Genomic DNA, 23273 nt, shown 5'->3' with positions numbered 1-23273 from the left:
GGACGCGCGCCACGCTGGCGGCGTCCGCCGGCGCGCCTGCCCCGCCCCCGCATCAGCGAAGCAAGTCCCCGCTGAAACGGCTGCGCCGTCACATTAACGTTTTAAAATAGTCATGCCAGCCTGCGGCCATTGTTACCGCCGGCGGCTGCCGCGACGCCGATACACCGATACACATTTACCCAAGAACAAGACGAGCGACCCATGACCTCTGCCCTGCCCTTTTTGCCTTTTTCCAAACCCACCATCGACGAGGCAACCATCGCCGCCGTCGGCGAGGTGCTGCGCTCAGGCTGGATCACCAGCGGCCCGAAAGTGCAGGCCTTTGAAGCCCAGCTGTCCGAATACTTTGGCGGACGCCCCGTGCGCACCTTCAATTCGGGCACCTGCACCATGGAAATCGCACTGCGCATCGCTGGCATCGGGCCAGGCGACGAAGTCATCACCACGCCCGTGTCGTGGGTAGCGACGGCGAATGTCATCATCGAAGTGGGCGCCACGCCCGTGTTCGCCGATATCGATCCCGTCACCCGGAATATCGACCTCGACAAGCTGGAAGCGGCCATCACGCCCCGCACAAAAGCCATCATCCCCGTCTACCTGTCGGGCTTGCCCGTCGACATGGACCGCCTGTATGCGATTGCCGACAAGTACAAGCTGCGCGTCGTGGAAGACGCGGCGCAGGCCTTCGGCTCCGAGTGGAAGGGCAAGCGCATCGGTTCGTTCGGCGACTTCGTCTCGTTCAGCTTCCAGGCCAACAAGAACATCACCACGGGCGAAGGCGGCGCGCTGGTGCTGAACAACCTGGAAGAGGCGCGGCTGGCCGAAAAATACCGGCTGCAGGGCGTCACGCGCAGCGGCGTCGACGGCATCGATGTCGACGTGCTGGGCGGCAAGTACAACATGAGCGACATCATGGCCGCCATCGGCCTGGGCCAGTTTGCCAATGTCGACGCGATCACGGCCCACCGCCGCGCGCTGGCGCGCCATTACTTTGCGCAGTTCGGCAGCGACTTCGAGGCGGCCAGCGGCGCCCAGCTGCCCGTGCAGGACTTTGACAACAGCAACTGGCATTTGTTCCAGATCATCCTGCCCGATCAGGGCCCCGGCACGCGCGCCGCTTTCATGCAGGCCATGGCGCAGCAAAACGTGGGAACGGGCTATCATTACGCACCGATCCACCTGTTTACCCTGTACCGCGAACGCGGCTTTACCGAAGGCATGTTCCCCGTCTCGGAAAAGATCGGCCGCCTGACCGTGACCTTGCCCATGTTCTACGCCATGACCACACAGGACGTGGAACGCGCCGTCGCCACCGTCAAATCCATTCTCATCAAGTGAGCAGCGCGCCGATGAAACCTGAACTGTCCATTATCATTCCAATCTACAACGAGCAGGATGGCCTGGCCAGCCTGTTCGCCCGCCTGTATCCGGCCCTCGATGCCTTGCAGACGAGCTACGAGATTATCTTCATCAACGACGGCAGCCGCGACAACTCGGTCGCCATCCTGGCCGAACAGTTCCGCCAGCGCCCCGACGTCACGCGCGTGGTCCTCTTCAACGGCAACTATGGCCAGCACATGGCCATCCTGGCCGGCTTCGAGGCATCGCGCGGCGAGATCATGGTGACGCTCGACGCCGACCTGCAAAACCCGCCCGAGGAAATCGGCAACCTGGTGGCGAAGATGCGTGAAGGCTACGATTACGTGGGCTCGATCCGGCGCAAGCGGCAAGATTCCGCCTGGCGCACGCTGGCATCGAAGTTGATGAACCGCTTGCGCGAGCGCATTACCAATATCAAGATCACCGACCAGGGCAACATGCTGCGCGCGTATGGCCGCAACGTGATCGACCTGGTCAACCAGTGCGCGGAAGTCAACACCTTCGTGCCGGCGCTGGCCTACACCTTCGCCCGCAAGCCGACGGAAATTACCGTCGAGCACGAGGAACGCTCGGCCGGCGAGTCGAAATATTCGCTGTACAGCCTGATCCGCCTGAATTTCGACCTGGTGACGGGCTTTTCGCTGATCCCGCTGCAAATCTTCTCGATGCTGGGCATGCTGCTGTCATTCAGTTCGGCCGTGCTGGTGATCTATCTGCTGGCGCGCCGCTTCCTGTTCGGCGCCGAGGCGCAAGGCGTGTTTACGCTGTTTGCCATCGCCTTCTTCTTCATGGGCGTGATCCTGTTCGGCATCGGCCTGGTGGGCGAGTACGTGGGCCGCATCTTCCAGCAAGTGCGCGCCCGTCCCCGCTACGTGGTGCAAACCATCTTGCAGGACGGCATGGCCCAGGCGCAAGCGGAAGCAGAACCGCACGTGCGCCTGGAAAAGCGCCAGGTGGCCCGCTGATGGCCGCGCCACGCGCCGTCGTCTTCGGCTACCACAACGTCGGCGTGCGCTGCATCAAGGTGCTGCTGGCAGGCGGCGTCGATATCGCCCTGGTCGTCACGCACGAAGACAGCCCCACGGAAAACCTGTGGTTCGAATCCGTCGCCAGCCTGTGCCGCGATGAAGGCATCCCGTACATCACGCCGGGCGACGCCCGTTCGCCCGAACTGCTGGCGCAGGTGCAGGCGGCCCGGCCGGACATGCTGTTCAGTTTTTACTACCGCCACATGCTGCCGGCTAGCATCCTGGAAGTCGCTCCCGCCTACAATATGCACGGTTCGCTGCTGCCGCAATTCCGCGGCCGCGCGCCCGTCAACTGGGCCGTGCTGCATGGCGCCACGCAGACGGGCGCCACCCTGCACGAGATGACGGTCAAGCCGGACGCAGGCGCCATCGTGGCGCAGACGGCCGTGCCCATCCTGCCCGACGACACGGCCTTTGAAGTCTTCGGCAAGGTCACCGTAGCGGCGGAACAAACCCTGTGGGGCGTGCTGCCCGCCTTGCTGGAAGGCACGGCGTCGCGCCAGCTTAACGATTTGCGCCAGGGCGGCTACTTTGGCGGACGCACGCCGGAAGACGGCCGCATCGACTGGACATTACCGGCGCAGCAAGTCTACAACCTGCACCGGGCCGTCGCGCCGCCGTATCCGGGCGCATTTACCGAAGTCAACAATATCATTTACATCATCGAAAAAGCCCGTTTAAGCCCACTGCCTGCGGGAAGTTTGCCACCGGGCTTGGCGGTAGTGGATAATTGCATCTTTGGCGTCTGCGGAGACGGCCGCATGCTGGCCATTTCCGCGCTGAGGGCTGCCGGGGAGCCGATTTCGGCTCAGCAACTGCAAGCGAGTCTGACCACCCACGTCAGCACACACTGATATCACTCAAGAGAATCTCACATGAAAAAAGTCCTCATCTTAGGCGTCAACGGCTTCATCGGCCACCACCTGTCCAAGCGCATCCTGGAAACCACCGACTGGCATGTCTACGGCATGGACATGAACACGGACCGCATCAGCGAATTGCTGGAAGACGACAACTACAAGTCGCGCATGCATTTCTTCGAAGGCGACATCACGATCAACAAGGAATGGGTCGAGTACCACGTCAAGAAATGCGACGTGATCCTGCCCCTGGTGGCCATCGCCACGCCATCGACCTACGTCAAGCAGCCGCTGCGCGTATTCGAACTGGACTTCGAAGCCAACCTGCCGATCGTGCGCTCGGCCGCCAAGTACGGCAAGCACCTGGTCTTCCCGTCGACCTCGGAAGTGTATGGCATGTGCCATGACGAGGAATTCGATCCGGAAAACTCGGAACTGATCTGCGGCCCGATCAACAAGCCGCGCTGGATCTATTCGAACGCCAAGCAGCTGATGGACCGCGTGATCTGGGGCTACGGCATGGAAGGCCTGAACTTCACCCTGTTCCGTCCATTCAACTGGATCGGCGCCGGTCTGGACTCGATCCATACGCCAAAAGAAGGTTCCTCGCGCGTGGTCACGCAATTCTTCGGCCACATCGTGCGCGGCGAAAACATCTCGCTGGTCGACGGCGGCGCGCAGAAACGCGCGTTCACCTACATCGACGACGGCATCGATGCGCTGATGCGCATTATCGCCAACAAGAACGGCATCGCCAGCGGCAAGATCTACAACATTGGCAATCCGGTCAACAATTACTCCATCCGCGACCTGGCCGGCATGATGCTGACCCTGGCCGCCGAGTACCCGGAATACGCCGAAGGCGCGAAACACGTGAAAATCGTCGAAACGACCTCGGGCGCGTACTACGGCGCCGGCTACCAGGACGTGCAGAACCGCGTGCCGAAAATCACGAATACCTGCGACGAGCTGGGCTGGGCGCCATCCACCTCCATGGCCGATTCCCTGCGCAATATTTTCGACGCCTACCGCAGCCAGGTAGCCCAAGCCAAAGCCCTGATGGATTAATGTTGAGCAAGCCGTTCCTGACCCTGAAGATCGACGTCGATACCTATCGCGGCACCCGTGTAGGCATGGGCAACCTGGTGCGCATGTTGCTGGCGCACCAGGCCAACGCCACTTTCCTGTTCTCGCTGGGCCCCGATCATACGGGCTGGGCCTTGCGGCGCGCCCTGCGGCCCGGTTTTTTCAGCAAAGTATCGCGCACCTCGGTGGTCGAGCACTACGGCTTGAAAACATTGATGTACGGCACCTTGCTGCCGGGCCCCGATATCGGCAAGCAATGCGCGGCGCAACTGCGCGCCGTGCGCGATGCCGGTTTCGAGTGCGGCATCCACACCTGGGATCACACCCTGTGGCAAGACAACGTGGCCAAGCGCAACGCCGCCTGGACCATCAACATGATGCGCAAGGCCGCCAACCGCTACGAGCAGGTGTTCGGCAGCGAGCCGCACACGCACGGCGCGGCCGGCTGGCAAATGAATGTCAGCGCCTTTGTCGAGCACGATACTGCCGGCTACCGCTACGCTTCCGATGGCCGCGCCATGCTCGACGCGCGCGGCGCCATGGCGCAGCCGGCGCAAGGCCCGCACCGCGTGCGCAATGGCAACACCATCCTGCAATGCGTGCAACTGCCCACCACCCTGCCCACCCTGGATGAATTGCTGGGCTGCGAAATCGACGGCAAACTGATCACGGTGAGTAATGTTGCCGCGCACATATTGTCGCTGACGGCGGATAATGCCCGCGATCACGTGTATACCTTGCATGCGGAACTTGAAGGACAGAAACTTGCCCCCATTTTCGAGCAACTGCTGGCTGGCTGGAAAGCCCAGGGCTATCAGTTCGCCTCGATGGGCGATTATTATGAAAAGATAAAAAATACGGACTTGCCCGTTTGCCCCATCACCTGGGATGAATTGCCAGGCCGTTCGGGACGCCTGATTGTGCAGGGCAAAGCGGCCTGAATGCTGTATTGTTGCACCTGGATGCGTTGCCAGGTTAAAAACAGCGCTGATGATCACCGTTCAGGAGAGAACCTGTGGCTGATAGCCAATCCCTCGTTAGCATACCCGACTTTACCGCCGCAATGACCAGCGGCAAGACCTTTCAGTTGCTGGGCCGTCCGGCCAAGGCCACGGTGCTGTTTTTCTATCCGAAGGACAATACCCCGGGCTGCACCACTGAAAATATCGCCTTCCGCGATGCCTATCCGCAGTTCGTTGCCGCCGGCGTGGAAATCTACGGCATCAGCCGCGATTCCCTGCGCTCGCACGAAAGCTTCAAGGCCAAGCTAGAGCTGCCGTTCGAGCTCATTTCCGACCCGGACGAAGCCGTTTGCCAGCTGTTTAACGTCATGAAGATGAAACAGATGTATGGCAAGACGGTCCGTGGCGTCGAGCGCAGCACGTTTGTGATTGACGCCCAGGGCCGATTGGTGAAAGAATGGAGAGGCGTGAAGGTCGCAACTCACGTGGAAGAAGTGCTGGAATTCGTAGCGCATCTGAAATGATCAGCTGTCCTGATCACATGCGCGTTGCCGGCTTCCAGCGAGCTTAGTTCAACCGCAGTTCAGTTCACGGTACCTATCGCCATTTTGAGTCAACGAAGCGCCTCCACCCACTGCGCCAGGCGGGCCACCAGCCCGCCGACGGCGTCCATGACCGGCCTTGCTGCCGGCCTTCCGGCAGTTATTCGTCCTGTAGCATTGTTGTTCCCCCGCATCCACCCCATGAGAAGTGCCGCCAGAAGCTGGCTGCCCATGGGCGATTCATTCCAGAAATTTTTTGATTGAGATCCTGATGCCACTGCCAAAATTACCGAGCAAGCCAGCCACCATCCTGGCCACCCAAGATTACCCAACCGCAGGCGCAGCGCGCCCGGCCACCAAAACCCCGGCAGCCAAGAAAGTGGCTGCACCGATTATTGAAGCGGCGATCGCCGAAGTTGCCAAGCCGGTCCGCAATGCGGCCACGAAGATCAAGCAAGTAGCGGCCCTGATGGTCGCCAAGCCGGCACCTGCACCAACACCTGCACCAGCGCCGGCCGCTGCCGCGCCTGCGGCCAAAGCCAAGCCGGCGGCCAAGGGCAAGGTCGCGCCGATCAAGTCCGTCAAGCAAGCCGAGCAGCCACATCCGGCCAAGCACAAGGCGGTCGAAGTACAGCTCAAGTCGTCCGTCAGCCGCGCCGCCGACCAGCGCGGCCTGTCGAAACTGTTCGTGCTCGACACCAACGTGCTGATGCACGATCCATCGTCGCTGTTCCGCTTCGAGGAACACGATGTGTACCTGCCGATGATGACCCTGGAAGAGCTGGACAACCACAAGAAGGGCATGACGGAAGTGGCGCGCAACGCCCGCCAGGTGTCGCGCACCCTGGATGCCCTGATCAGCAACACGGACGACGATGCCATCGAGCACGGCATCCTGCTGTCCAAGCTGGGCAACAAGGATGCCAAGGGCCGCCTGTTCTTCCAGACGCGTTTGCAAAGCGCCGACCTGCCTGCAGGCTTACCAGTAGGCAAGGCCGACAACCAGATCCTGGCCGTCGTGCGCTCGCTGGAAGCGGAGCAGGAAGGCCGCCCGGTGGTGCTGGTGTCGAAGGACATCAACATGCGCATCAAGGCGCGCGCCCTGGGCTTGCCGGCCGAAGACTACTTCAATGACCATGTGCTGGAAGACACGGACTTGCTGTATTCGGGCATCGTGCAATTGCCGGACGACTTCTGGAACAAGCATGGCAAGGACATGGAGTCCTGGCAGGAAAGCAAGAACGGCTACAGCTCCACCTTCTACCGTGTGACGGGCCCGTTCATTCCTTCGCTGCTGGTGAACCAGTTCATCTACCTGGAACCGAAAAACGGCGAAGCGCCGTTCTATGGCCAGGTGAAACAGATCAATGGCAAGACGGCCGTGCTGCAAACCCTGCGCGACTTCAGCCACACGAAGAACAATGTGTGGGGCGTGACGGCACGCAACCGCGAGCAGAACTTCGCCCTGAACCTGTTGATGAATCCGGAATGCGACTTCGTCACCCTGCTGGGCCAGGCCGGTACCGGCAAGACCCTGCTGGCCCTGGCTGCCGGCCTGGCGCAAGTACTGGAAACCAAGCTCTACAATGAAATCATCGTCACCCGCGTGACGGTGCCGGTGGGCGAAGACATCGGTTTCCTGCCGGGTACGGAAGAAGAAAAGATGTCGCCATGGATGGGCGCCTTCGACGACAACCTGGAAGTGCTGAACAAGTCCGACTCGGATGGCGGCGAATGGGGCCGGGCGGCAACGCAAGACCTGATCCGCTCGCGCATCAAGATCAAGTCGCTCAACTTCATGCGCGGCCGCACGTTCGTGAACAAGTTCCTGATCATCGATGAAGCACAGAACTTGACGCCGAAACAGGTCAAGACCCTGGTCACGCGCGCCGGTCCCGGCACGAAGATCCTGTGCCTGGGCAACATCGCCCAGATCGACACGCCGTACCTGACGGAAGGCTCCAGCGGCCTGACCTATGTGGTCGACCGCTTCAAGGGCTGGTCGCATAGCGGCCACGTCACCCTGGCCCGCGGCGAGCGTTCGCGCCTGGCCGACCACGCCAGCGAAGTGCTGTAAGTCGCATCCGCGCGGCTGAACCGCCGCGTTCAGTATCGAAAGCCCCGCCTGCAGCGATGCCGGCGGGGCTTTTTTCATGTGCGCGCGTTTTCCTCGCGGCATGTTCTAATACCGCTCTTTTTTCCAGGACACCTAGCCCGATGCATCCCGCCTTCCAGTTGCTGCTCTGCCTGATCCTCTTCATGCTCATCCACATTTCCGTCATGGCCATCTGCGCCCGCGCATTCGGCATCACCGTGCGCAGCATCAGCTATGGCGTGGGCCCGACCCTGCTGGCCGTGGGGAAAGTCCACTTCAAGCTGCTGCCGCTGGCCGGCAATATGCTGCTGAAGGATACGCGCGAGGAAACCTTGTACGTTGACGACCCCTGCCTTGACGCCTACAACTTCCAGCCCCTGTGGAAACAGGTACTGCTGCCGCTGAGCGGCGTGTCCGTGCTGCTGGCCTTGTCGCTGGGGATCCTGGGGGCGCAAGGCTGGCAAGCTTTCGCCGCTGCCTTCGGACAGATCATCCACGGCGCGCTGGCGCCATTGTCGACGGCGCAGGCATTGCTGGATGCCGGCGAATCGTTTGCGCGCACGCACGGTTTTGCGCTGGTGTTCGCCGTGCTGTCATTGAAACTGTGCGCGTTCAACCTGCTGCCGTTTGCCGGCTTGAACGGGGGACAGGCGCTGCTGGCCATCGCGCGCGGCGGCAAGCCGTATGTGGCGTGGGAAGAAAACGCGACGCGGTGGCTGCTGCTGCCGGGGCTGGCGGTTTTGCTGGCGTGGCTGCTGGCGTTCGGCTGGCATGCCTGGAAAAGCATGGCAGCCTAGGCTGCTGGCGCTATTATTTTTTGGACACTTGTCGTATGCTCGCAGCATCGTCTTGACACCCTCGACAAAGGAGCTGGCATTTTCTCGTTCGACACCTGCGGCAAACGCCTGGCCCTGTGGGCCATTCGCGCATACCAGCGCTACCTGTCGCCCTACAAGGGGTTTTCCTGCGCCTACCGCGTGCTGACGGGGCGCGACAGCTGTTCCGCCTACGGCTACAAGGTCATCGCGCGCCATGGCTTGCGCGCAGGCTTGCCCTTGTTGCAGCGCCGCTTGCGCGCCTGCGGCGAGCGGCATCGCCAGCACCTCGCGCTGCTTCCGCAGGCAAGGCGCGATGCGCGCCGCCAGGCACAGGCGGGGTATTGCGATTGCGACGTACCCATGGTCGACTGTGCCTGCGACTGCGCCGACGTGGCCAGCCTGGCTGATTGCTCCCGGCCGGGCCGAGGCAAGACGTGGTTTCGCAATGACTATGCAGCCAGTGCCGCACTGAAACGGCAGCAGGAAGAACACCGCAAAAAGATACGGCAGGGACAGACCCCGGAAAGCTGAAATTTATATCCACAAATGAAATATTCATTCATGAAATGAATAATACACATTATCACTGTGAATTGGCTGGAAACGAGTCTGCGGCCTATACTCAAGCCGTCTCCTCTACTCTGCCTCCCATGTACACCCTGCTCAGCCCGCATACCTCGCGGGCTTTTTGTTCCCGGCCATTGCCATTCTGTCTTACCCCTTTTAACGACCACCGAGCCCGCGTTTCCCCGCCAGCCCAAGCCCCGACAGGGAGAACAGCATGATCGTGCGCGAGCGTCCTTCGGCGCTACGGCTGTTCCTGGTGGTACGCGGCTCCGTCCTGCCGCGCATCCGCACCACCCTCATCGTCAACACCCTGATCGCCACCCTCGTCACCTGGTGCCATGGCACCTTGTTCGACCACAAGGTCATCCTCACCACCATTCCGTTTACCCTGATCGGCTTGCCGCTGGCCATCTTCCTGGGCTTCCGCAACACGGCCGCCTACGACCGCTACTGGGAAGCGCGCAAGCTGTGGGGCGAACTGGTTTTGCGCAGCCGTAACTTCTCGCGCCAATGCCAGACGATGATACGCGGCGATACGCCGGCCCACGCGAAGCTGGGCCTTGATGACGTGCGCGTGCGCATGATTTTCCGCACCATCGCCTTTTGCCACGCACTGCGCCACCAGTTGCGCGACACGCGCGGCCCGGCCGACTTGCAGCCGCTGCTGCGCCCGGCCGAGTGGCAGGCGGCTTGCCAGGCGTCGAACCCGTCCGACTACCTGATGATGCAGATGGGCCACGACCTGGCCGACTGCGTCAAACAGGGCCGCATCGACAGCATTCTCGCCACGCAGATCGATAACACGGTCTCGGCCATGGTGGGTGCGGGCGCTTCATGCGAACGCATCCGCAGCACGCCGATCCCGTTCTCGTATTCGCTGCTGCTGCACCGCACGGCGTATCTGTACTGCTTCCTGCTGCCCTTCGGTCTCGTCGATTCGCTGGGCTTCATGACGCCCTTCGTCGTCGCCATCGTCGCCTACACCTTCTTTGGCCTCGATGCGCTGGGCGACGAGATCGAGGAGCCGTTCGGCGAAGACGCCAACGATTTGCCGCTGTCGGCCATGTGCCGCGCCATCGACATCAGCCTGCGCGAATCCCTGCAGGACGAGAACGTGCCGCCGCCCATGCAAGCCGTCGATTTTCTGCTGCACTAAGCTTGACCTTACCATTGGGGTAAGGCTTACAGTGGACACACTTAACCATTCAAGGAGTGCTTGCCATGTACCAGTTACAAGTTGAAAACATGAGCTGCAGCCATTGCGTCGGCTCGGTCACGAAAGCGGTGCAAGCCATCGACCCCGCCGCCCAGGTGCAGATCGACCTGGCCAGCAAGCGCGTCACCGTGGAATCGACCAGCGAACTGGGCGCCATCAGCGCCGCCATCGTGGACGCTGGCTTTCCCGTTAGCAGCGCACAGTAACCGCCACAGCAGCGTCACGACAGCCGGCCATTGCGCCGGCTGTTTTTATTTACGCGTCCCGTTTAACCGTCCAGTTCGGGGTAATGCCGGAAGATGCCATCTTCATTGAAGGGTATCCTGCGCTTCGACTTCAGGTAACGGGCGATGTTCGGCCGCGCCGCCACGGCATCGTGCAAGGCGAACAGGGCGGGATATTCGGGCGCCAGGCGCGCCATGGCTTGCGGAAACGCGTAGCGCAGGCCCGCCAGCATCTGGAACAGCGACAGGTCGCCATACGTGATTCTGGCACCCACCAGGTAGTGGCCGCGGCTGCTGTTGCTCAGCAACACTTGCGTGAAATAATCGAGGAACTTCGGCAGGCGGGTGGCGCGAAAATCCGCGCTGCGCAGCATGGCCGCCTGCTTTTGTTCCGCGTAATATTGATTCATCGATAGCGGATGGTGCGTGTCGTGCACTTCCGTCAGCCAGTCGGCCATGGTCAGCTGCAGCTGGTTCAGCCACAGCCTGCCGCTTTCCGCGCGCGGCGCCAGCCCCAGGCGCCGGCCCAGGTAGAACAGGATGTTCGGCGTCTGGCCGATCAGCAGTTCGCCATCGCGCAGCACGGGCGGCGCATAGGCCGGCTGGGGCGTGCTGCCGGCATCGAGGCAGGCCAGCATGGCGGAAACGCCTTGCCCCTTGCGCTCTGGCAAGCGGGCGATATCACGGTAAGCCGCGCCCGCCTCTTCCAGGGCCAGCCGGATGAATTCGCCGCGCCCCTGTATCGTGGGCCAATAGTACAGTTCATACGCCATATGCACCTCCGTTGACTTACATCAAGGGCAACATGCTTTCGCTTCCTTGTCACCAGCCAGGCCCAGGCTTTGCAGGATGGGGCAATCGGGCTTGTCATCGCCGTGGCACGACTGCGCCAGGTGGGCCAGGGTATCGCGCATCTCCGTCAGTTCGGCGATGCGCTGGTTCAGGTCCGCCACATGCGCCAGGGCGATGCCTTTCACGTCCGCGCTGGCGCGCTGGTCGTTTTGCCACAGCGACAGCAGCTCGCGGATCTGTTCCAGCGAAAAGCCCAGTCCCCGCCCGCGCTTGATGAAACGCAAGGCGTGCAAATCGTTCGGCGTGTAGATGCGATAACCCGCGTCGCTGCGCGCGCTGGGCTTTAACAGTGCGATGCTTTCATAGTAGCGTATCATTTTTGCCGAGACGCCCGTCTCGCTTGCCGCTTGGCCGATATTCATCCTATGCCTCCTTGGTATGCGCACTGCGGGCTTTCCAGCGGCGCAGCAGCAGGGCATTGCTGATCACGCTGACGGAACTGAAGGCCATCGCCGCGCCCGCCACCATGGGGTTGAGCAAGCCGAAGGCGGCCAGCGGAATGCCGATCATATTGTAGATAAATGCCCAGAACAGATTCTGCCGTATCTTGCTGTAGGTGCGGCGCGAGATATCGATGGCGTCCGCCACCAGGGCCGGATCACCGCGCATCAGGGTAATGCCGGCCGCATGCATGGCCACGTCCGTGCCCGTCGACATGGCGATGCCGACGTCGGCCGCCGCCAGCGCGGGCGCATCGTTGATGCCGTCGCCCACCATGGCCACCTTGGCTCCCTCGTTTTTCAGCGCCACAATTTTAGCGGTTTTATCGGCCGGCAGCATTTTCGCCGCCACCATGTCGATGCCCAGCAGCTTGCCGACGGCGTCGGCGCTGCCCTGGTTGTCACCGGTCAGCATCACCGTCTGAATGCCCAGGGTATGCAGATGGGCAATGGCCGCCTGCGCGTTCAGCTTGATCTGGTCGCTGAAAGCAAACAGACCCAGCAGTTGCGTACCCGCGGACAGCCACGAAATCGTGTTGCCCGTGTTTTCCAGCGACAAGGCCTGCGCTGCCAAAGGCGTCATGTCCACATTCAATTCCTGCATCAGGCGCGTGCTGCCCAGTTTCAACTCCAGGCCGTCGACCTGCGCCGCCAGTCCCCGTCCCGGCAAGGCCGACAGGGCCGTGGCTGGCAAGGGTTCGATGTGGCGCGCACTGGCCGCCTCCAGCACGGCCGTGGCCAGGCTGTGCTCGCTGCCGCGCTGGATGCTGGCCGCCAGCTGCAGCAGCCGGCTTTCGTCGATGCCGTGCGCATGCAGGGCTGCCAGGGCCGGCTTGCCGATGGTCAGGGTGCCCGTCTTGTCGAACACGACGGTGGTGACGGCGTGCGCCACTTCCAGCGCTTCCGCGTCCTTGATCAGGATGCCGTAGCGGGCGGCCACGCCCGTGCCGGCCATGATGGCCGTCGGCGTAGCCAGGCCCAGCGCGCAGGGGCAGGCAATGACCAGCACGGCCACGGCATTGATGATGGCATTCTCCAGCTCGCCGGTAGCGAACCACCAGCCCAGCATGGTCAGCAGCGCCAGCACCAGCACCACCGGCACGAAGATGGCGCTGACCTTGTCGACCAGGTGCTGGATCGGCGCCTTGGCCGCCTGCGCGTCTTCCACCAGGCGGATGATGCGCGACAGGGTCGTCTCGCCGCCCACGGCCTGCGTGCGCACCAGCAGCAAGCCATCGGCATTGATGGAGCCGCCCGTCACCGTGTCGCCCGGATGCTTATCGACCGGCAAGCTTTCGCCCGTGATCAGGGATTCATTGATCTGGCTGGCGCCTTCCACCACCACGCCATCGACGGCCACCCGCTCGCCAGGGCGGATCACCACCAGGTCGCCCACTTTTACCTGTTCCACGGGCAAGTCGAGTTCCACGCCATCGCGGCGCACGCGGGCCGAATCGGGACGCAGCACTTGCAGGGCGCGGATGGCCGACGCCGTCTGGCGCTTGGCGCGGCTTTCCAGCCATTTGCCCAGCAGCACCAGGGTGATGACGACGGCCGACGCCTCGAAATACAGGTGCGGCAGCATCTCGCCTGCCGTCAGCCACTGGTAGATGGACAAGCCATACGCGGCGCTCGTGCCCAGCGCCACCAGCAGATCCATATTGCCGCTGCCGGCGCGCGCCGCCTTCCAGCCCGCCTTGTAGAAGCGCGCGCCAAAGTAAAATTGCACGGGGGTGGCCAGCGTGAACTGCAGCCAGCCAGGCAGCATCAGATGGATGCCGGCCCATTCCAGCAACATCGGCAGCATCAGGGGGAAGGCGAGGACGGCGGCCAGCGCCACCTTCAACCCGTCACGGTTCGGCGCGGCAAGCGGTGCGCTGGCCTGGCTGGCGGCCGGCACCCTGGCGGCGTAGCCAGCCTTGTCGATGGCGGCGATCAGACTGCCCGCATCGGCATCGCCCGTCACCTTGATGCGCGCGCTTTCTGTCGCCAGGTTGACGCTGGCAGCCACCACGCCCGGTACTTTCAGCAGGGCTTTTTCCACCCGGCCCACGCAAGAGGCGCACGTCATGCCGGAAATATTCAGGTCGATTTCCCGCTGCGCCACCGTGTAGCCGGCTTTTTCCACGGCCGCCTGCAGGGTGGTCAGGGAGAGCGGCGTGCTGGACGTGACACGGGCCGTTTCCGTGGCCAGGTTGACGCTGGCCCCGGTCACGCCAGGCACGGCGGCCAGGGCTTTTTCCACACGGCCCACGCAGGAGGCGCAGGTCATGCCTTCGATGGCCAGGGCCTGCGCGTGGGTGGCGGAGGAAGAAGTGTCGGGAGCGAGTGCGGTCTGGTGCATGGCAGATCCTGTACGAATGAATGACTGATACGGTCAGGATCTGCTATCCAACGATGGGAAGGTCAAGCCCTATTTCAACGGAAACAGGGGCTTGGCCGAGAAACCTAGCGCACCACGCAATCGATGGCGGCGGGCTTGCTGCCGCCAGCAGTGGCGCCGCCGCTGGCCGACGACGGGATGAAGGCCGCTGGCGGCGTGAACTGCAGGCCGGGATTGACGGGCAGCAGCACGGGCGGCTGCTGGAAGTTGGGCGTAAAGCCGAACTGGCCGGCGGCAAAGTTGAGCGTGCCGGCAGGATTGGTCACATGGATCATGCCGTCGAGCACCTGTACATACAGGCCGGGCGGCAACGCCGAAGGCGCCGGCGCCTTCGGCAGCGCGGGCCCGCCCGGTGCCGCTGGCGCCACGTAACTGGCAATGAAGGTGGTGCCACGGATGCCGATGGTAGCGGCCGGCGTCTTCATCTCGAAGCGCTCCTTGTTGCGCTTGCCCAGCAGCCCCGTGACGGAACGCAAGCCGCCCTTGAGCAGGCTGAAAACGGCATGGTCGCCGTCGGGCTGCTCGGCCGTGTAGCTGAATTGCTCGATCACGAAGCTGGAATTGGGCTTCAGGGTGATTTCGCTATTGTCGATCAGCTTGATCAAGGCATAGCTGTCCTTTTCCGTCAGCAAGGTATCGCCCTGCTCCACTTCAGACCTGATCGCCAGCAGCTTCACCTTGCCATCGGCCTTCTTGGCCATCAGCGGGCCGCTCAGTTGCATGACCGTGCCTGCCACCAGGCCGGCCCAGGCCGGCGCACCGGCGCACAGCAGTGCCAGGCACAGCAACGCCTTAGTTGCAATACATTTTTTTGCTCGGATCATCGAATTTGCTTCCTGTCGGTTTATTTGCGGCGCCACTGGCGTCCTTGTCATCCTTCTTGCCGGTGTTCGTCTCGGCCAGCGCCACCGGCGACATGATGTCGTTGGCCCGGTCCGCCTGCTTGATGATGGCCAGCGCATTGTCGATGGCCGCGCTGGTGGCGGGATCGATGACGGGCTTGTCGACCGTGGCAGGCAGGAAGACGGCGTCCGGCACGCTCACCGTGCCGTTCGGCGACAGCAAGCTCACGTTGGCGCGCTGGCGCGCGATGCGCACGCCCGTGCCGCCCGTGATGCTGCCCGTTTTCGCCAGCAAGCTCATGCTGGCCGCGGCCGGCACCGTGAAGCTGGCGCTGCCGCCCAGGCGCACATGGTCCTGCGCGCTGGCGGCAAAGTTGCCGCCGCTGGCCACACTGGCGTTGCCATCGATGCCGATGTCGCGCCCGGCCGCCAGGCTGATGTCGCGCGCGGCGGCCAGCTGGGCGCCGTCGCCCAGCAGCACGTCCGTGCTGGCATTAAGGGCGATATCGTTGCCTTCGATCTTGCCGTTCACGCTGATGGGGCTGCGCGCCGTCAACGACACATTGCCGCCATTGGCGTTGATATTGCCAGCCGCGATGCCGCCCGTGTTATTGATGGCAATATCGCCCGCGCCGGTGGCCAGGGAACCCAGCGCCAGGGTGCCGGGCGCCGAGGTATTGTTCAGCACGATGCCGCCGCCCGCGCTGTTGCTGGCGCTGAAACTGCCCAGCTGGTTGCCCGCATGGCCCAGCACGATGCCATTTTTCGCCTGCGCAGCCAGGCTGCCGGCCAGCAGCGCACCGTCCTGACCGATGGTGCCGTTCAGTGCGGTCAATGTCACCGCGTTCGCCGCCAGGCTGGCGAAGCGCAGATCGCCCGCCGCCTGCGTGATGACCAGCTGGCCCGCCAGGCGGATGGCGCCGGCCGCCTGGCTGAAGCTATTGGCGACGAGCAAGTTACCATTGCCGCTCAACACGCCGCCGCCTTGCGCATAGCGGTCGGCCGACAGGCTGCCATTCAGCAGGAAATTGCCGCCGCTGATTTCCAGGCTGGCCAGCAGGGAGCGGTCCTGCACGCCGTCCCCCACGCTCAGGCTGCCGCCCGTCAGCCGCAGGCCCGAGGCGGAGTTCAGGTTTTTCAGGATGGTGCTGCCGGCCGCGGCGCTGTACGTGACGACGCCGTTGCTGCGCGAGAAATCCACGGCCAGCACGTTGGCCCCTTCAGGCACCACGCCGCCGTCCCAGTTGGCCGCGTCGCTCCACAAGCCGTTGCCGCTGCCCACCCAGGTGGACAATTGTTTTTGCGCAATCGTAGCCTGCGTCGTGCCGCCCGCCGAGGCCAGCACATAGTTGCCCGCATCGGCGCCGCCCAGGCCCATATTCGTCACGAACACCGTCTTGCCCGCGCCCGCATTCTTGTCGCCGAAGCTGGCCAGGGCCGAGACATCCAGCCGGTCGCCTGCCACACGGTCGTCGCCGAAATTCAGCGCGGCGCCCGTCGTGCCGTCATAGGTTTTATTGATGCCGTTGAACTGCACATTGAGCGCGCGCGGCGTGATGTCGGCCGTGGTGCTGCCGCTGCCGCTGGCCAGCACGTAGTTGCCCGCATCGGCGCCGCCCAGGCCCATATTTGTCACGAACACCGTCTTGCCGGCGCCCGCATTCTTGTCGCCAAAGCTGGCCAGGGCCGAGACGTCCAGCCGGTCGCCTGCCACACGGTCGTCGCCGAAATTCAGCGCGGCGCCCGTCGTGCCGTCATAGGTTTTATTGATGCCGTTAAACTGCACATTGAGCGCGCGCGGCGTGATGTCGGCCGTGGTGCTGCCGCTGCCGCTGGTCAGCACATAGTTGCCCGCATCGGCGCCGCCCAGGCCCATATTTGTCACGAACACCGTCTTGCCCGCGCCCGCATTCTTGTCGCCAAAGCTGGCCAGGGCCGAGACGTCCAGCCGGTCGCCTGCCACACGGTCGTCGCCGAAATTCAGTGCGGCGCCCGTCGTGCCGTCATAGGTTTTATTGATGCCGTTGAACTGCACATTGAGGGCGCGCGGCGTGATGTCGGCCGTGGTGCTGCCGCTGCCGCTGGCCAGCACATAGTTGCCCGCGTCGGCGCCGCCCAGGCCCATATTTGTCACGAACACCGTCTTGCCCGCGCCCGCATTCTTGTCGCCAAAGCTGGCCAGGGCCGAGACATCCAGCCGGTCGCCTGCGACGCGGTCATCGCCGAAATTCAGCGCGGCGCCCGTCGTGCCGTCATAGGTTTTATTGATGCCGTTGAACTGCACATTGAGCGCGCGCGGCGTGATGTCGGCCGTGGTGCTGCCGCTGCCGCTGGCCAGCACGTAGTTGCCCGCATCGGCGCCCTGCAGGTTGCTGCTGTCATAGCTGTAATTGACGTTCTTGCCCTTGCCCGCGTTCTTGTCGCTGAAGCTGGCCAGGGCGCCGGACAAGGCCACCTGGTCGTTGCCGACCAGGCCTTCAAACAGGACGCTGAGGCTGGCGCTGGCATTGCCGTCATACACCTTGCTGGCGGCGCTGAAGCCACCCGCGTTCAGCACGGCGCGGCTGATGTCGGCAACGCCACTGGCGTCGGCAGCAATGCTGTAGTTGCCCAGGTCGTTGCCGGACAAGCTGATGCCGCTGGCATTGACCACCTTGCCGCTGCCCGCGTTCTTGTCGGCAAACACGGCCGTACCCTGCGCGCTGACGCTGTCGCCATTGACGACATTGCCCAAGGTGAAGATGGCGCCGCCAAAGCCCAGCTGGCCATCGTAGACCTTGCTGCCGCCGATGCTCACCGTCAGCGTGCGCGGCGTGATGGCCAGGGTGGTGCTGCCGCCCAGGCTGATGTCGTACTTGGTCGACCACAAGCCCGTCAGCCCATAGCTGCCGACGTTGCGTGCATTGCCATAGCCAAGGCTGCCATTCGCGCCCGTATCGCCGTCAAGCAAGCCCGAATAGCTCAAGCTGCCAAGGAAGCTGGCCAGCTGGCCATCGTAGACCTTGCTCGCATCGGCCGTCACGGTCACTTGCAGCGGCTTCAAGAAGGCTTTCAGCATCGGCGTCGTGTAGCCGTCATAGATGCGCCAGACGCTGTTGAAATTGTAGTCGTTGAAACTGCCCTGCTGCCGCATCTCCGCCGTCGTGAGGCCTCTGGCGCCACCCCGGTCCAGCATGGTGCCGGCCGTTTCATAGTTCCAGAAACCGTACGCCACGCCAGCACCCGCGTCGGCCCGGCCCACCAGGCCGCCCACCGTGCCGCCGGCAAAGCCGTTGCCGGCCACGGCGCCGCTGCTGTAGACGTGGCTGGCGGTGCTGCCGGCCTCGCTCCAGCCGATCAGGCCGCCCAGGTTTTCATGCGCCACTTGCGGGTCGCTGCTGCCGGAGGCCGCCACGGCGCCGGTGGCGTAGGCATTCTCGATGCTGCCGGCGTTGCGCCCCACCAGGCCGCCGATATTCGCCGCGCCGCTGACGGCACCCGCAGCGTAGGACTGCGTCACGGCGCCAGCGTTATGGCCCACGAGGCCGCCAATATTGGCGCGCGCACCCGTCACGCTGCCCGTCGCGTACGAGGCCGTGATGCTGGCGCCAGCCTGGTTCATGCCCGCCAGGCCGCCGATGTTGCCGGCGTTATCCGCATTCACGCCTGCCACATCGCCGCTGGCGCTGGCATTGCGCACGCTGCCGCCATTGCTGCCCACCAGGCCGCCGGCCGTGTTGGCGCCGACCACGGCCGTGCCGCTGTGGATATTTTCCAGCGTGCCGCCCAGGCTGATGCCGGCCACGGCCCCCACATTATTGCTTCCCGTCACCCTGCCATTTTGCAGGCCGAGGTTCTGTACTGTCCCGCCCTGCAGCTTGCCAAACAGGCCGACGCCCGAAGTCACGCTGGCGTTGCTGGCATTGATATACAAGCCGTTGATGCTGAAACCGGCACCGTCGAACACGCCCGCGTAGCCGGCACCGTCGCCGCTGGCGATGGGCACGAAACCGGCGCCCTGGTTCCAGTTCAGCGTGCCGCTGGCGTCGATGTTGCCCCCCAGGCGGTAGCTGTTGCCCAGGCCTACGCTGCCGATGCCCTGCAAGCCGTAGATATCGGCGATCAGGTAGGGCGTGGCGGCACCGCCATCGCCGCCAGTCACGCGCAGGAAACTGGCGCCTGGCGCGATGCTGAAGCCGCGCGCGGAAAAAGCCGCCAGGGCTGGCGCGTTCTGCGTCCAGGCGCCGCCATCGAGCGCGAACTGGCCGCCCACGCTGACGGCGGCCGTGGCCGTGATGGCGGAAGCGGAATTGAAGCGCAGGTCGCCCGCCGTCGTCAAGGCATCCGATATCAGGATGCCGCCCGTGTTCGTGCCGTCGCCGATGGTCAGCGATGCGGCCGAGATGCCGGCCAGTTCGGCCGTGCTCAAGCCCAGGGCCGTGCCCGATTTGCTGCCCAGGTCGATGGCACGCGCGCTGCTCAAGGGCTTGATGGTGACATTTGCACCGCCCGCCGTGCCGCCGGCCTGGATGCCGCCGGCCAGGGTGATGCTGTCGGCCTGCAAGGTGATGCTCTGGCCGCCGACGCCGCTGGCGACCAGCTGGCTGCCGCTGCCTGTCAGGTGGATGTCGCCCGCCGCCAGGTTGGCGCGCAGGGACAGGTTGCCGTTGCCCGAGTTGAGCACGCCGGCGCCCGTGATGCTGGCGCCGGACAGGCTGATGTTGCCGCCGTGCGTGCTGACCGGCGCGGCCAGGTTGATGTTCGAGCCCAGGCCCAGCGCCGCGCCACTGCTGGCGTCGTTCGCCGACAGGTTCACGTTGCCGCCATTCGTGCTGATGGCCGCATACACATTGATCGTCTCGCCTGCCGTGGCGCTCAGGCCGACGCCGGCGTTCACCATGTTCACGGCACTGCTGAAATTGATGCGGTGCAGGGCTTGCAAGGTCACATTGCTGCTGGCGTTGGAAATCACGTCGGCGCCGATGCTGGTGCTGGTGGCGGGCGGGCCTTCGGCAAACTGGTCCACATCACCCAGGCTGCCGCCAGCGCCTTGCACCACGTCAATATCGTAGGGATCGAGTAGCCAGTTGCCGCGCTTGCCGCGTCCCGCGCGCGCGGACGTATCGACGCGGATGGCATCGACGGCCAGGTAGCGGCCCGAGGTCTCGACGAAACCGCCGTCGCCGCCCTGCGCGCCGCCGCGCGCGGAAATGCTGCCGTGCACCTGTGCCGATTCCGTGCCCCAGGCGATGACCTTGCCGCCGTTGCCGCTGCCGATGGCGTCCGCGGCAATGCTGGCATCCTTGTTGACCACCAGCTGGCGCGCATTCTGCACGGCCGCATTCTTGCCCTGATAGTCGCCGCCCAGCAAGACCGTGCCGCCGCCCGTGCCGCCGCTGGCATCGACCCTGGCATTGCCGAACAGTCCCACCTGCTCGCCCAGCACCTGGATTTCGCCGCCCTTGCCCGCACCCGTCGCCGACGTCACGCTGCCGGCCGACAGCACCGTCTGGCTGCTGGCCTTGAGCACGATCTTACCGTTCTCGCCGACAACGGCGCTGTTCGCATTGAGCACGCCGCGCTGGCTGACCAGCGCGCCGGCCATGCCGATGCTGCCGCCCTGGGCAATGATCTGCCCCAGGTTCAGCGCCTGGTCCGCTGGCGCCGACACCAGCACGCGCAGCTGCGGGTTGCCGGGATCGGCCAGCTGCACGCTGCGCCCTGCCGCCAGGATCACTTCGCCATTCGGCGCCGTGATGATGCCCGTGTTTTCCACATTGGGCGCGATCAGCAGCACTTGCCCGCCCTTGCCACCATTGATGACACCCGCATTGCTGACGCCGCCAGCGGTGGCGCCTGCCGTGAAGGCACGCTTGCCGGACAGGAAATCCTCGTTCGACAAGCCCAGGCTGGACGCCACCAGGCCATTCACGTCCACCTTCGCGCCCTGGCCGAAGACGATGCCGTTCGGGTTGATCAGGAACACCTTGCCATTCGATTCCAGGCTGCCGAGGATCTTGCTGGGGTCCTGTCCCGTAATGCGGTTGAGCACGGCGCTATTGCCGTTTTGCTGGATGAAGCGCGTGATTTCCCCCGCATGGATGGAAAAACTCTGCCAGTTGATGATGGTGTTGGGCGTGTTCGTGATCGAGAAGATGTTACCTTGCTGATTGAACGTCGCCTGGCCATTGACCACCTGCGGCAAGGCCGGGTTGGCCTGCGCCGCGCCGAAGCAGCTGGCCAGCAGCAGGGCCAGCGCCGTGCGGCGCATGGGCGGACCGCACGGTGGCAGCATCTGGGCGGAAACGGAAGCGTAGTGGACGCGGTTATGCATGGTGTTCATCCTGATGCTAGTAAGCCAAGGCAAGGCGGAAATGCAGGCGGTTGGCGCCACGCTGTCGCGTGTCGCCGCCGTTGACGACATGGGCGTAATCGAGTTGCAGATTGGCGTAGCGGCTCAGCAGCAAGCGCAGCCCCAGCCCGCCGCTGCTGATGCCCTGGGAAGCGCTTTCGCCTGGCAGCGCATGGTTGCGGCGCAGCCAGGCCGTGTCATAAAAGGCCAGCGCGCGGCATTGATAGCCGGCCGCCTGCGCGCACCAGTTCGGCGTGTACAGTTCCAGGTTCAGGCTGGCGCCGGAATCATTCGACGCTTCGCGCTCGGCAAAGCCGCGCACGGACGAGGCGCCGCCGGCGCCGAACTGTTCGCCGGGCACCAGCGCGTCGGGCGTGAGTTGGGCATTGAACAGCGCGCGCCATTGCCAGTCGTCGGCCAGCACGCGCCCCGAGCTGGCGCTCAGGCGCACGGTGTTGTAGGCCGCCTTGGCATGCGCGCGCACGCGGTCGAAATCGGCTTGCGCGCCATGCTTGCCACCGGGGATGTTGTGCGCAAACGTGACGGCCACGCTGGTCTCGCCCGTGGGCAGCGACCAGGCGCCGATGTAGCTGATGCTGAGCGGATGCACGGTAACGTCGGCGCCCAGTTCCATGCCGAACAGCTGCACGCTGTTGCGGTAGGCCTTGTAGTCGATGCCGTACACGAGCTTGGGTTCGAAATCGTCGCGGCGGGCAAAATTCTGGTTGTAGCGGATGCCCGCCATGCTGCCCTGGCCGCTGACGGCCAGGTCGAAGATGCCGGCCGAGACGCTGCCCGAATCGACGTTCGAGTAGCTGGCAAAGAAATCCATCGAGTCGCCCAGCGCATACAGCGGCAAGTGGTAGCCGGCGCCATACACGCCCACCTTGTCCGGCTTTTCCAGGCTGCTCGTGTATTGCAGGCTGGCGACATGGTCGCGGCCCCACAGATTGGCGTGCTGCAGCACCACGCCCACGTGCGTCTTGCCCGTCTGCGCATTGCCCGTGTTGTCCACATTGAGCATGGCCTTCCACGCCTTTTCATCGGCTACCGTGACGGCGGCGTCAATGGCCTGCGCCTGCTCGTCGGCCTGCAGGCGCACTTCGATCTTGCGCGCCGGGTTTTCATTGGCCAGCTTCAGGCTTTGCGACAGGGCATTCAGGTTGGGCGTCTCGCCTTCGCGCAGAGCCGGCAAGGCGCGCCGCACGTTGGCGTCGTCGACATGCGTGTTGCCGCTGATGGCGACCTTGCCCAGCGGCGTTTGCAGCACGCTCAGGCGCACCACGCCGCGCTGCAGTTCCTGCTCGGGCAATTGCACCTGCACGGCGCTGTAGCCGAGGGCGCGGTAGACCGCTTCCAGCGTCTCGACGGCGCGGGCGATATCGGAAAAATCGCGCTGGCGGCCCGTGTACGGCGCCAGCAAGGCTTGCAGCCTGGCCTCGTCCAGCAGGGTATTGCCCTGCACGTCAAAGCGGCTGATGTCGAAACGGGGAATGCCGTCCTCGGCCGCCGCCGGCGCGGCGGCGTCCATGGAAACGGCGGCGCCGGCGGCGCCGACAGCGAACAGCAGCGCGGAACCCGCAAGCAGGTGCACCAAACGATATGTCATGTAAAGGATTTCTTGTGTAGCCGGACCAGCGCGCGGCC

17 protein-coding genes are annotated in these 23273 nt (G+C 64.0%); 11 read left to right on the top strand and 6 right to left on the bottom strand.

From position 1 onward, the window contains the following. Positions 1-201 precede the first annotated feature (201 nt). The 11 genes from ACQ4WR_RS17445 (at position 202) to ACQ4WR_RS17395 (ending at position 10760) form a co-directional block, all read left to right on the top strand. Positions 202-1338: a DegT/DnrJ/EryC1/StrS family aminotransferase gene (locus tag ACQ4WR_RS17445; protein WP_436488748.1), complete on the top strand. Its 1137-nt coding sequence runs from the start codon at positions 202-204 to the stop codon at positions 1336-1338. 11 nt (positions 1339-1349) lie between these two features. After that, positions 1350-2345, top strand: a complete 996-nt coding sequence (locus tag ACQ4WR_RS17440; RefSeq protein ID WP_436488746.1) for a glycosyltransferase — start codon at positions 1350-1352, stop codon at positions 2343-2345. Next, positions 2345-3262 carry a formyltransferase gene (locus tag ACQ4WR_RS17435; protein ID WP_436488744.1) on the top strand — a complete coding sequence of 306 codons (918 nt, stop codon included), beginning with the start codon at positions 2345-2347 and terminating at the stop codon, positions 3260-3262. The genes ACQ4WR_RS17440 and ACQ4WR_RS17435 overlap by 1 nt, the downstream gene beginning before the upstream one ends. 21 nt (positions 3263-3283) lie before the next feature. Then, on the top strand, positions 3284-4336 hold the full coding sequence (locus ACQ4WR_RS17430; protein WP_102294589.1) for a bifunctional UDP-4-keto-pentose/UDP-xylose synthase: 1053 nt from the start codon (positions 3284-3286) through the stop codon (positions 4334-4336). Further along, a complete protein-coding gene (locus ACQ4WR_RS17425; protein ID WP_436488742.1) occupies positions 4336-5295 on the top strand; it encodes a polysaccharide deacetylase family protein in 960 nt (319 codons plus the stop codon). Before ACQ4WR_RS17430 ends, ACQ4WR_RS17425 begins: the two co-directional genes overlap by 1 nt. Before the next feature lie 74 nt (positions 5296-5369). Beyond that, positions 5370-5840, top strand: a complete 471-nt coding sequence (locus ACQ4WR_RS17420) for a peroxiredoxin (RefSeq protein ID WP_131370872.1) — start codon at positions 5370-5372, stop codon at positions 5838-5840. 289 nt (positions 5841-6129) lie between these two features. Then, positions 6130-7935: a PhoH family protein gene (locus tag ACQ4WR_RS17415; RefSeq protein ID WP_436488739.1), complete on the top strand. Its 1806-nt coding sequence runs from the start codon at positions 6130-6132 to the stop codon at positions 7933-7935. 140 nt (positions 7936-8075) lie between these two features. Next, positions 8076-8750, top strand: a complete 675-nt coding sequence (locus tag ACQ4WR_RS17410; protein WP_102294583.1) for a site-2 protease family protein — start codon at positions 8076-8078, stop codon at positions 8748-8750. A 78-nt stretch (positions 8751-8828) separates the two neighbouring features. Continuing rightward, positions 8829-9302, top strand: a complete 474-nt coding sequence (yidD, locus tag ACQ4WR_RS17405; RefSeq protein ID WP_436488777.1) for a membrane protein insertion efficiency factor YidD — start codon at positions 8829-8831, stop codon at positions 9300-9302. Between the two features lie 250 nt (positions 9303-9552). Next, entirely contained in the window at positions 9553-10494 is a 942-nt protein-coding gene (locus tag ACQ4WR_RS17400) for a bestrophin family protein (protein ID WP_436488737.1), read from the top strand. Positions 10495-10559: 65 nt separating this feature from the next. Further along, positions 10560-10760, top strand: a complete 201-nt coding sequence (locus ACQ4WR_RS17395) for a heavy-metal-associated domain-containing protein (protein ID WP_436488735.1) — start codon at positions 10560-10562, stop codon at positions 10758-10760. A 62-nt stretch (positions 10761-10822) separates the two neighbouring features. On the opposite strand, the gene ACQ4WR_RS17390 is transcribed toward ACQ4WR_RS17395, so the two are convergent. The 6 genes from ACQ4WR_RS17390 to ACQ4WR_RS17365 form a co-directional block, all read right to left on the bottom strand. Then, positions 10823-11551, bottom strand: coding sequence for a glutathione S-transferase (locus tag ACQ4WR_RS17390; protein ID WP_436488733.1), 729 nt, complete (start codon positions 11549-11551; stop codon positions 10823-10825). Between the two features lie 21 nt (positions 11552-11572). Continuing rightward, positions 11573-11992 (bottom strand): Cu(I)-responsive transcriptional regulator, encoded by a 420-nt coding sequence (gene cueR, locus ACQ4WR_RS17385; protein WP_102294576.1) that lies wholly within the window; start codon positions 11990-11992, stop codon positions 11573-11575. Between the two features lies 1 nt (position 11993). After that, on the bottom strand, positions 11994-14414 hold the full coding sequence (locus tag ACQ4WR_RS17380) for a heavy metal translocating P-type ATPase (protein ID WP_436488730.1): 2421 nt from the start codon (positions 14412-14414) through the stop codon (positions 11994-11996). A gap of 104 nt (positions 14415-14518) precedes the next feature. Beyond that, positions 14519-15241 carry a FecR family protein gene (locus tag ACQ4WR_RS17375; protein ID WP_436488728.1) on the bottom strand — a complete coding sequence of 241 codons (723 nt, stop codon included), beginning with the start codon at positions 15239-15241 and terminating at the stop codon, positions 14519-14521. Between the two features lie 4 nt (positions 15242-15245). Then, a complete protein-coding gene (locus ACQ4WR_RS17370) occupies positions 15246-21608 on the bottom strand; it encodes a YDG domain-containing protein (RefSeq protein ID WP_436488726.1) in 6363 nt (2120 codons plus the stop codon). Positions 21609-21624: 16 nt separating this feature from the next. Then, on the bottom strand, positions 21625-23235 hold the full coding sequence (locus ACQ4WR_RS17365) for a ShlB/FhaC/HecB family hemolysin secretion/activation protein (RefSeq protein ID WP_436488724.1): 1611 nt from the start codon (positions 23233-23235) through the stop codon (positions 21625-21627). Positions 23236-23273 lie beyond the last annotated feature (38 nt).

The sequence above is a fragment of the Janthinobacterium amylolyticum genome (assembly GCF_051380655.1).
Taxonomy (GTDB): Bacteria; Pseudomonadota; Gammaproteobacteria; order Burkholderiales; family Burkholderiaceae_D; genus Janthinobacterium.
This window is presented reverse-complemented; position numbering and strand designations above follow the sequence as displayed.

What these genes read in the sequence shown, in the direction of transcription:
- ACQ4WR_RS17445 (WP_436488748.1), top strand. Translation starts at nt 202, where the DNA reads ATGACCTCTGCCCTGCCCTTTTTGCCTTTTTCCAAACCCACCATCGAC.
- ACQ4WR_RS17440 (WP_436488746.1), top strand. Translation starts at nt 1,350, where the DNA reads ATGAAACCTGAACTGTCCATTATCATTCCAATCTACAACGAGCAGGAT.
- ACQ4WR_RS17435 (WP_436488744.1), top strand. Translation starts at nt 2,345, where the DNA reads ATGGCCGCGCCACGCGCCGTCGTCTTCGGCTACCACAACGTCGGCGTG.
- ACQ4WR_RS17430 (WP_102294589.1), top strand. Translation starts at nt 3,284, where the DNA reads ATGAAAAAAGTCCTCATCTTAGGCGTCAACGGCTTCATCGGCCACCAC.
- ACQ4WR_RS17425 (WP_436488742.1), top strand. Translation starts at nt 4,336, where the DNA reads ATGTTGAGCAAGCCGTTCCTGACCCTGAAGATCGACGTCGATACCTAT.
- ACQ4WR_RS17415 (WP_436488739.1), top strand. Translation starts at nt 6,130, where the DNA reads ATGCCACTGCCAAAATTACCGAGCAAGCCAGCCACCATCCTGGCCACC.
- ACQ4WR_RS17410 (WP_102294583.1), top strand. Translation starts at nt 8,076, where the DNA reads ATGCATCCCGCCTTCCAGTTGCTGCTCTGCCTGATCCTCTTCATGCTC.
- ACQ4WR_RS17400 (WP_436488737.1), top strand. Translation starts at nt 9,553, where the DNA reads ATGATCGTGCGCGAGCGTCCTTCGGCGCTACGGCTGTTCCTGGTGGTA.
- ACQ4WR_RS17395 (WP_436488735.1), top strand. Translation starts at nt 10,560, where the DNA reads ATGTACCAGTTACAAGTTGAAAACATGAGCTGCAGCCATTGCGTCGGC.
- ACQ4WR_RS17390 (WP_436488733.1), bottom strand. Translation starts at nt 11,551, where the DNA reads ATGGCGTATGAACTGTACTATTGGCCCACGATACAGGGGCGCGGCGAA.
- cueR (WP_102294576.1), bottom strand. Translation starts at nt 11,992, where the DNA reads ATGAATATCGGCCAAGCGGCAAGCGAGACGGGCGTCTCGGCAAAAATG.
- ACQ4WR_RS17380 (WP_436488730.1), bottom strand. Translation starts at nt 14,414, where the DNA reads ATGCACCAGACCGCACTCGCTCCCGACACTTCTTCCTCCGCCACCCAC.
- ACQ4WR_RS17370 (WP_436488726.1), bottom strand. Translation starts at nt 21,608, where the DNA reads ATGCATAACCGCGTCCACTACGCTTCCGTTTCCGCCCAGATGCTGCCA.
- ACQ4WR_RS17365 (WP_436488724.1), bottom strand. Translation starts at nt 23,235, where the DNA reads ATGACATATCGTTTGGTGCACCTGCTTGCGGGTTCCGCGCTGCTGTTC.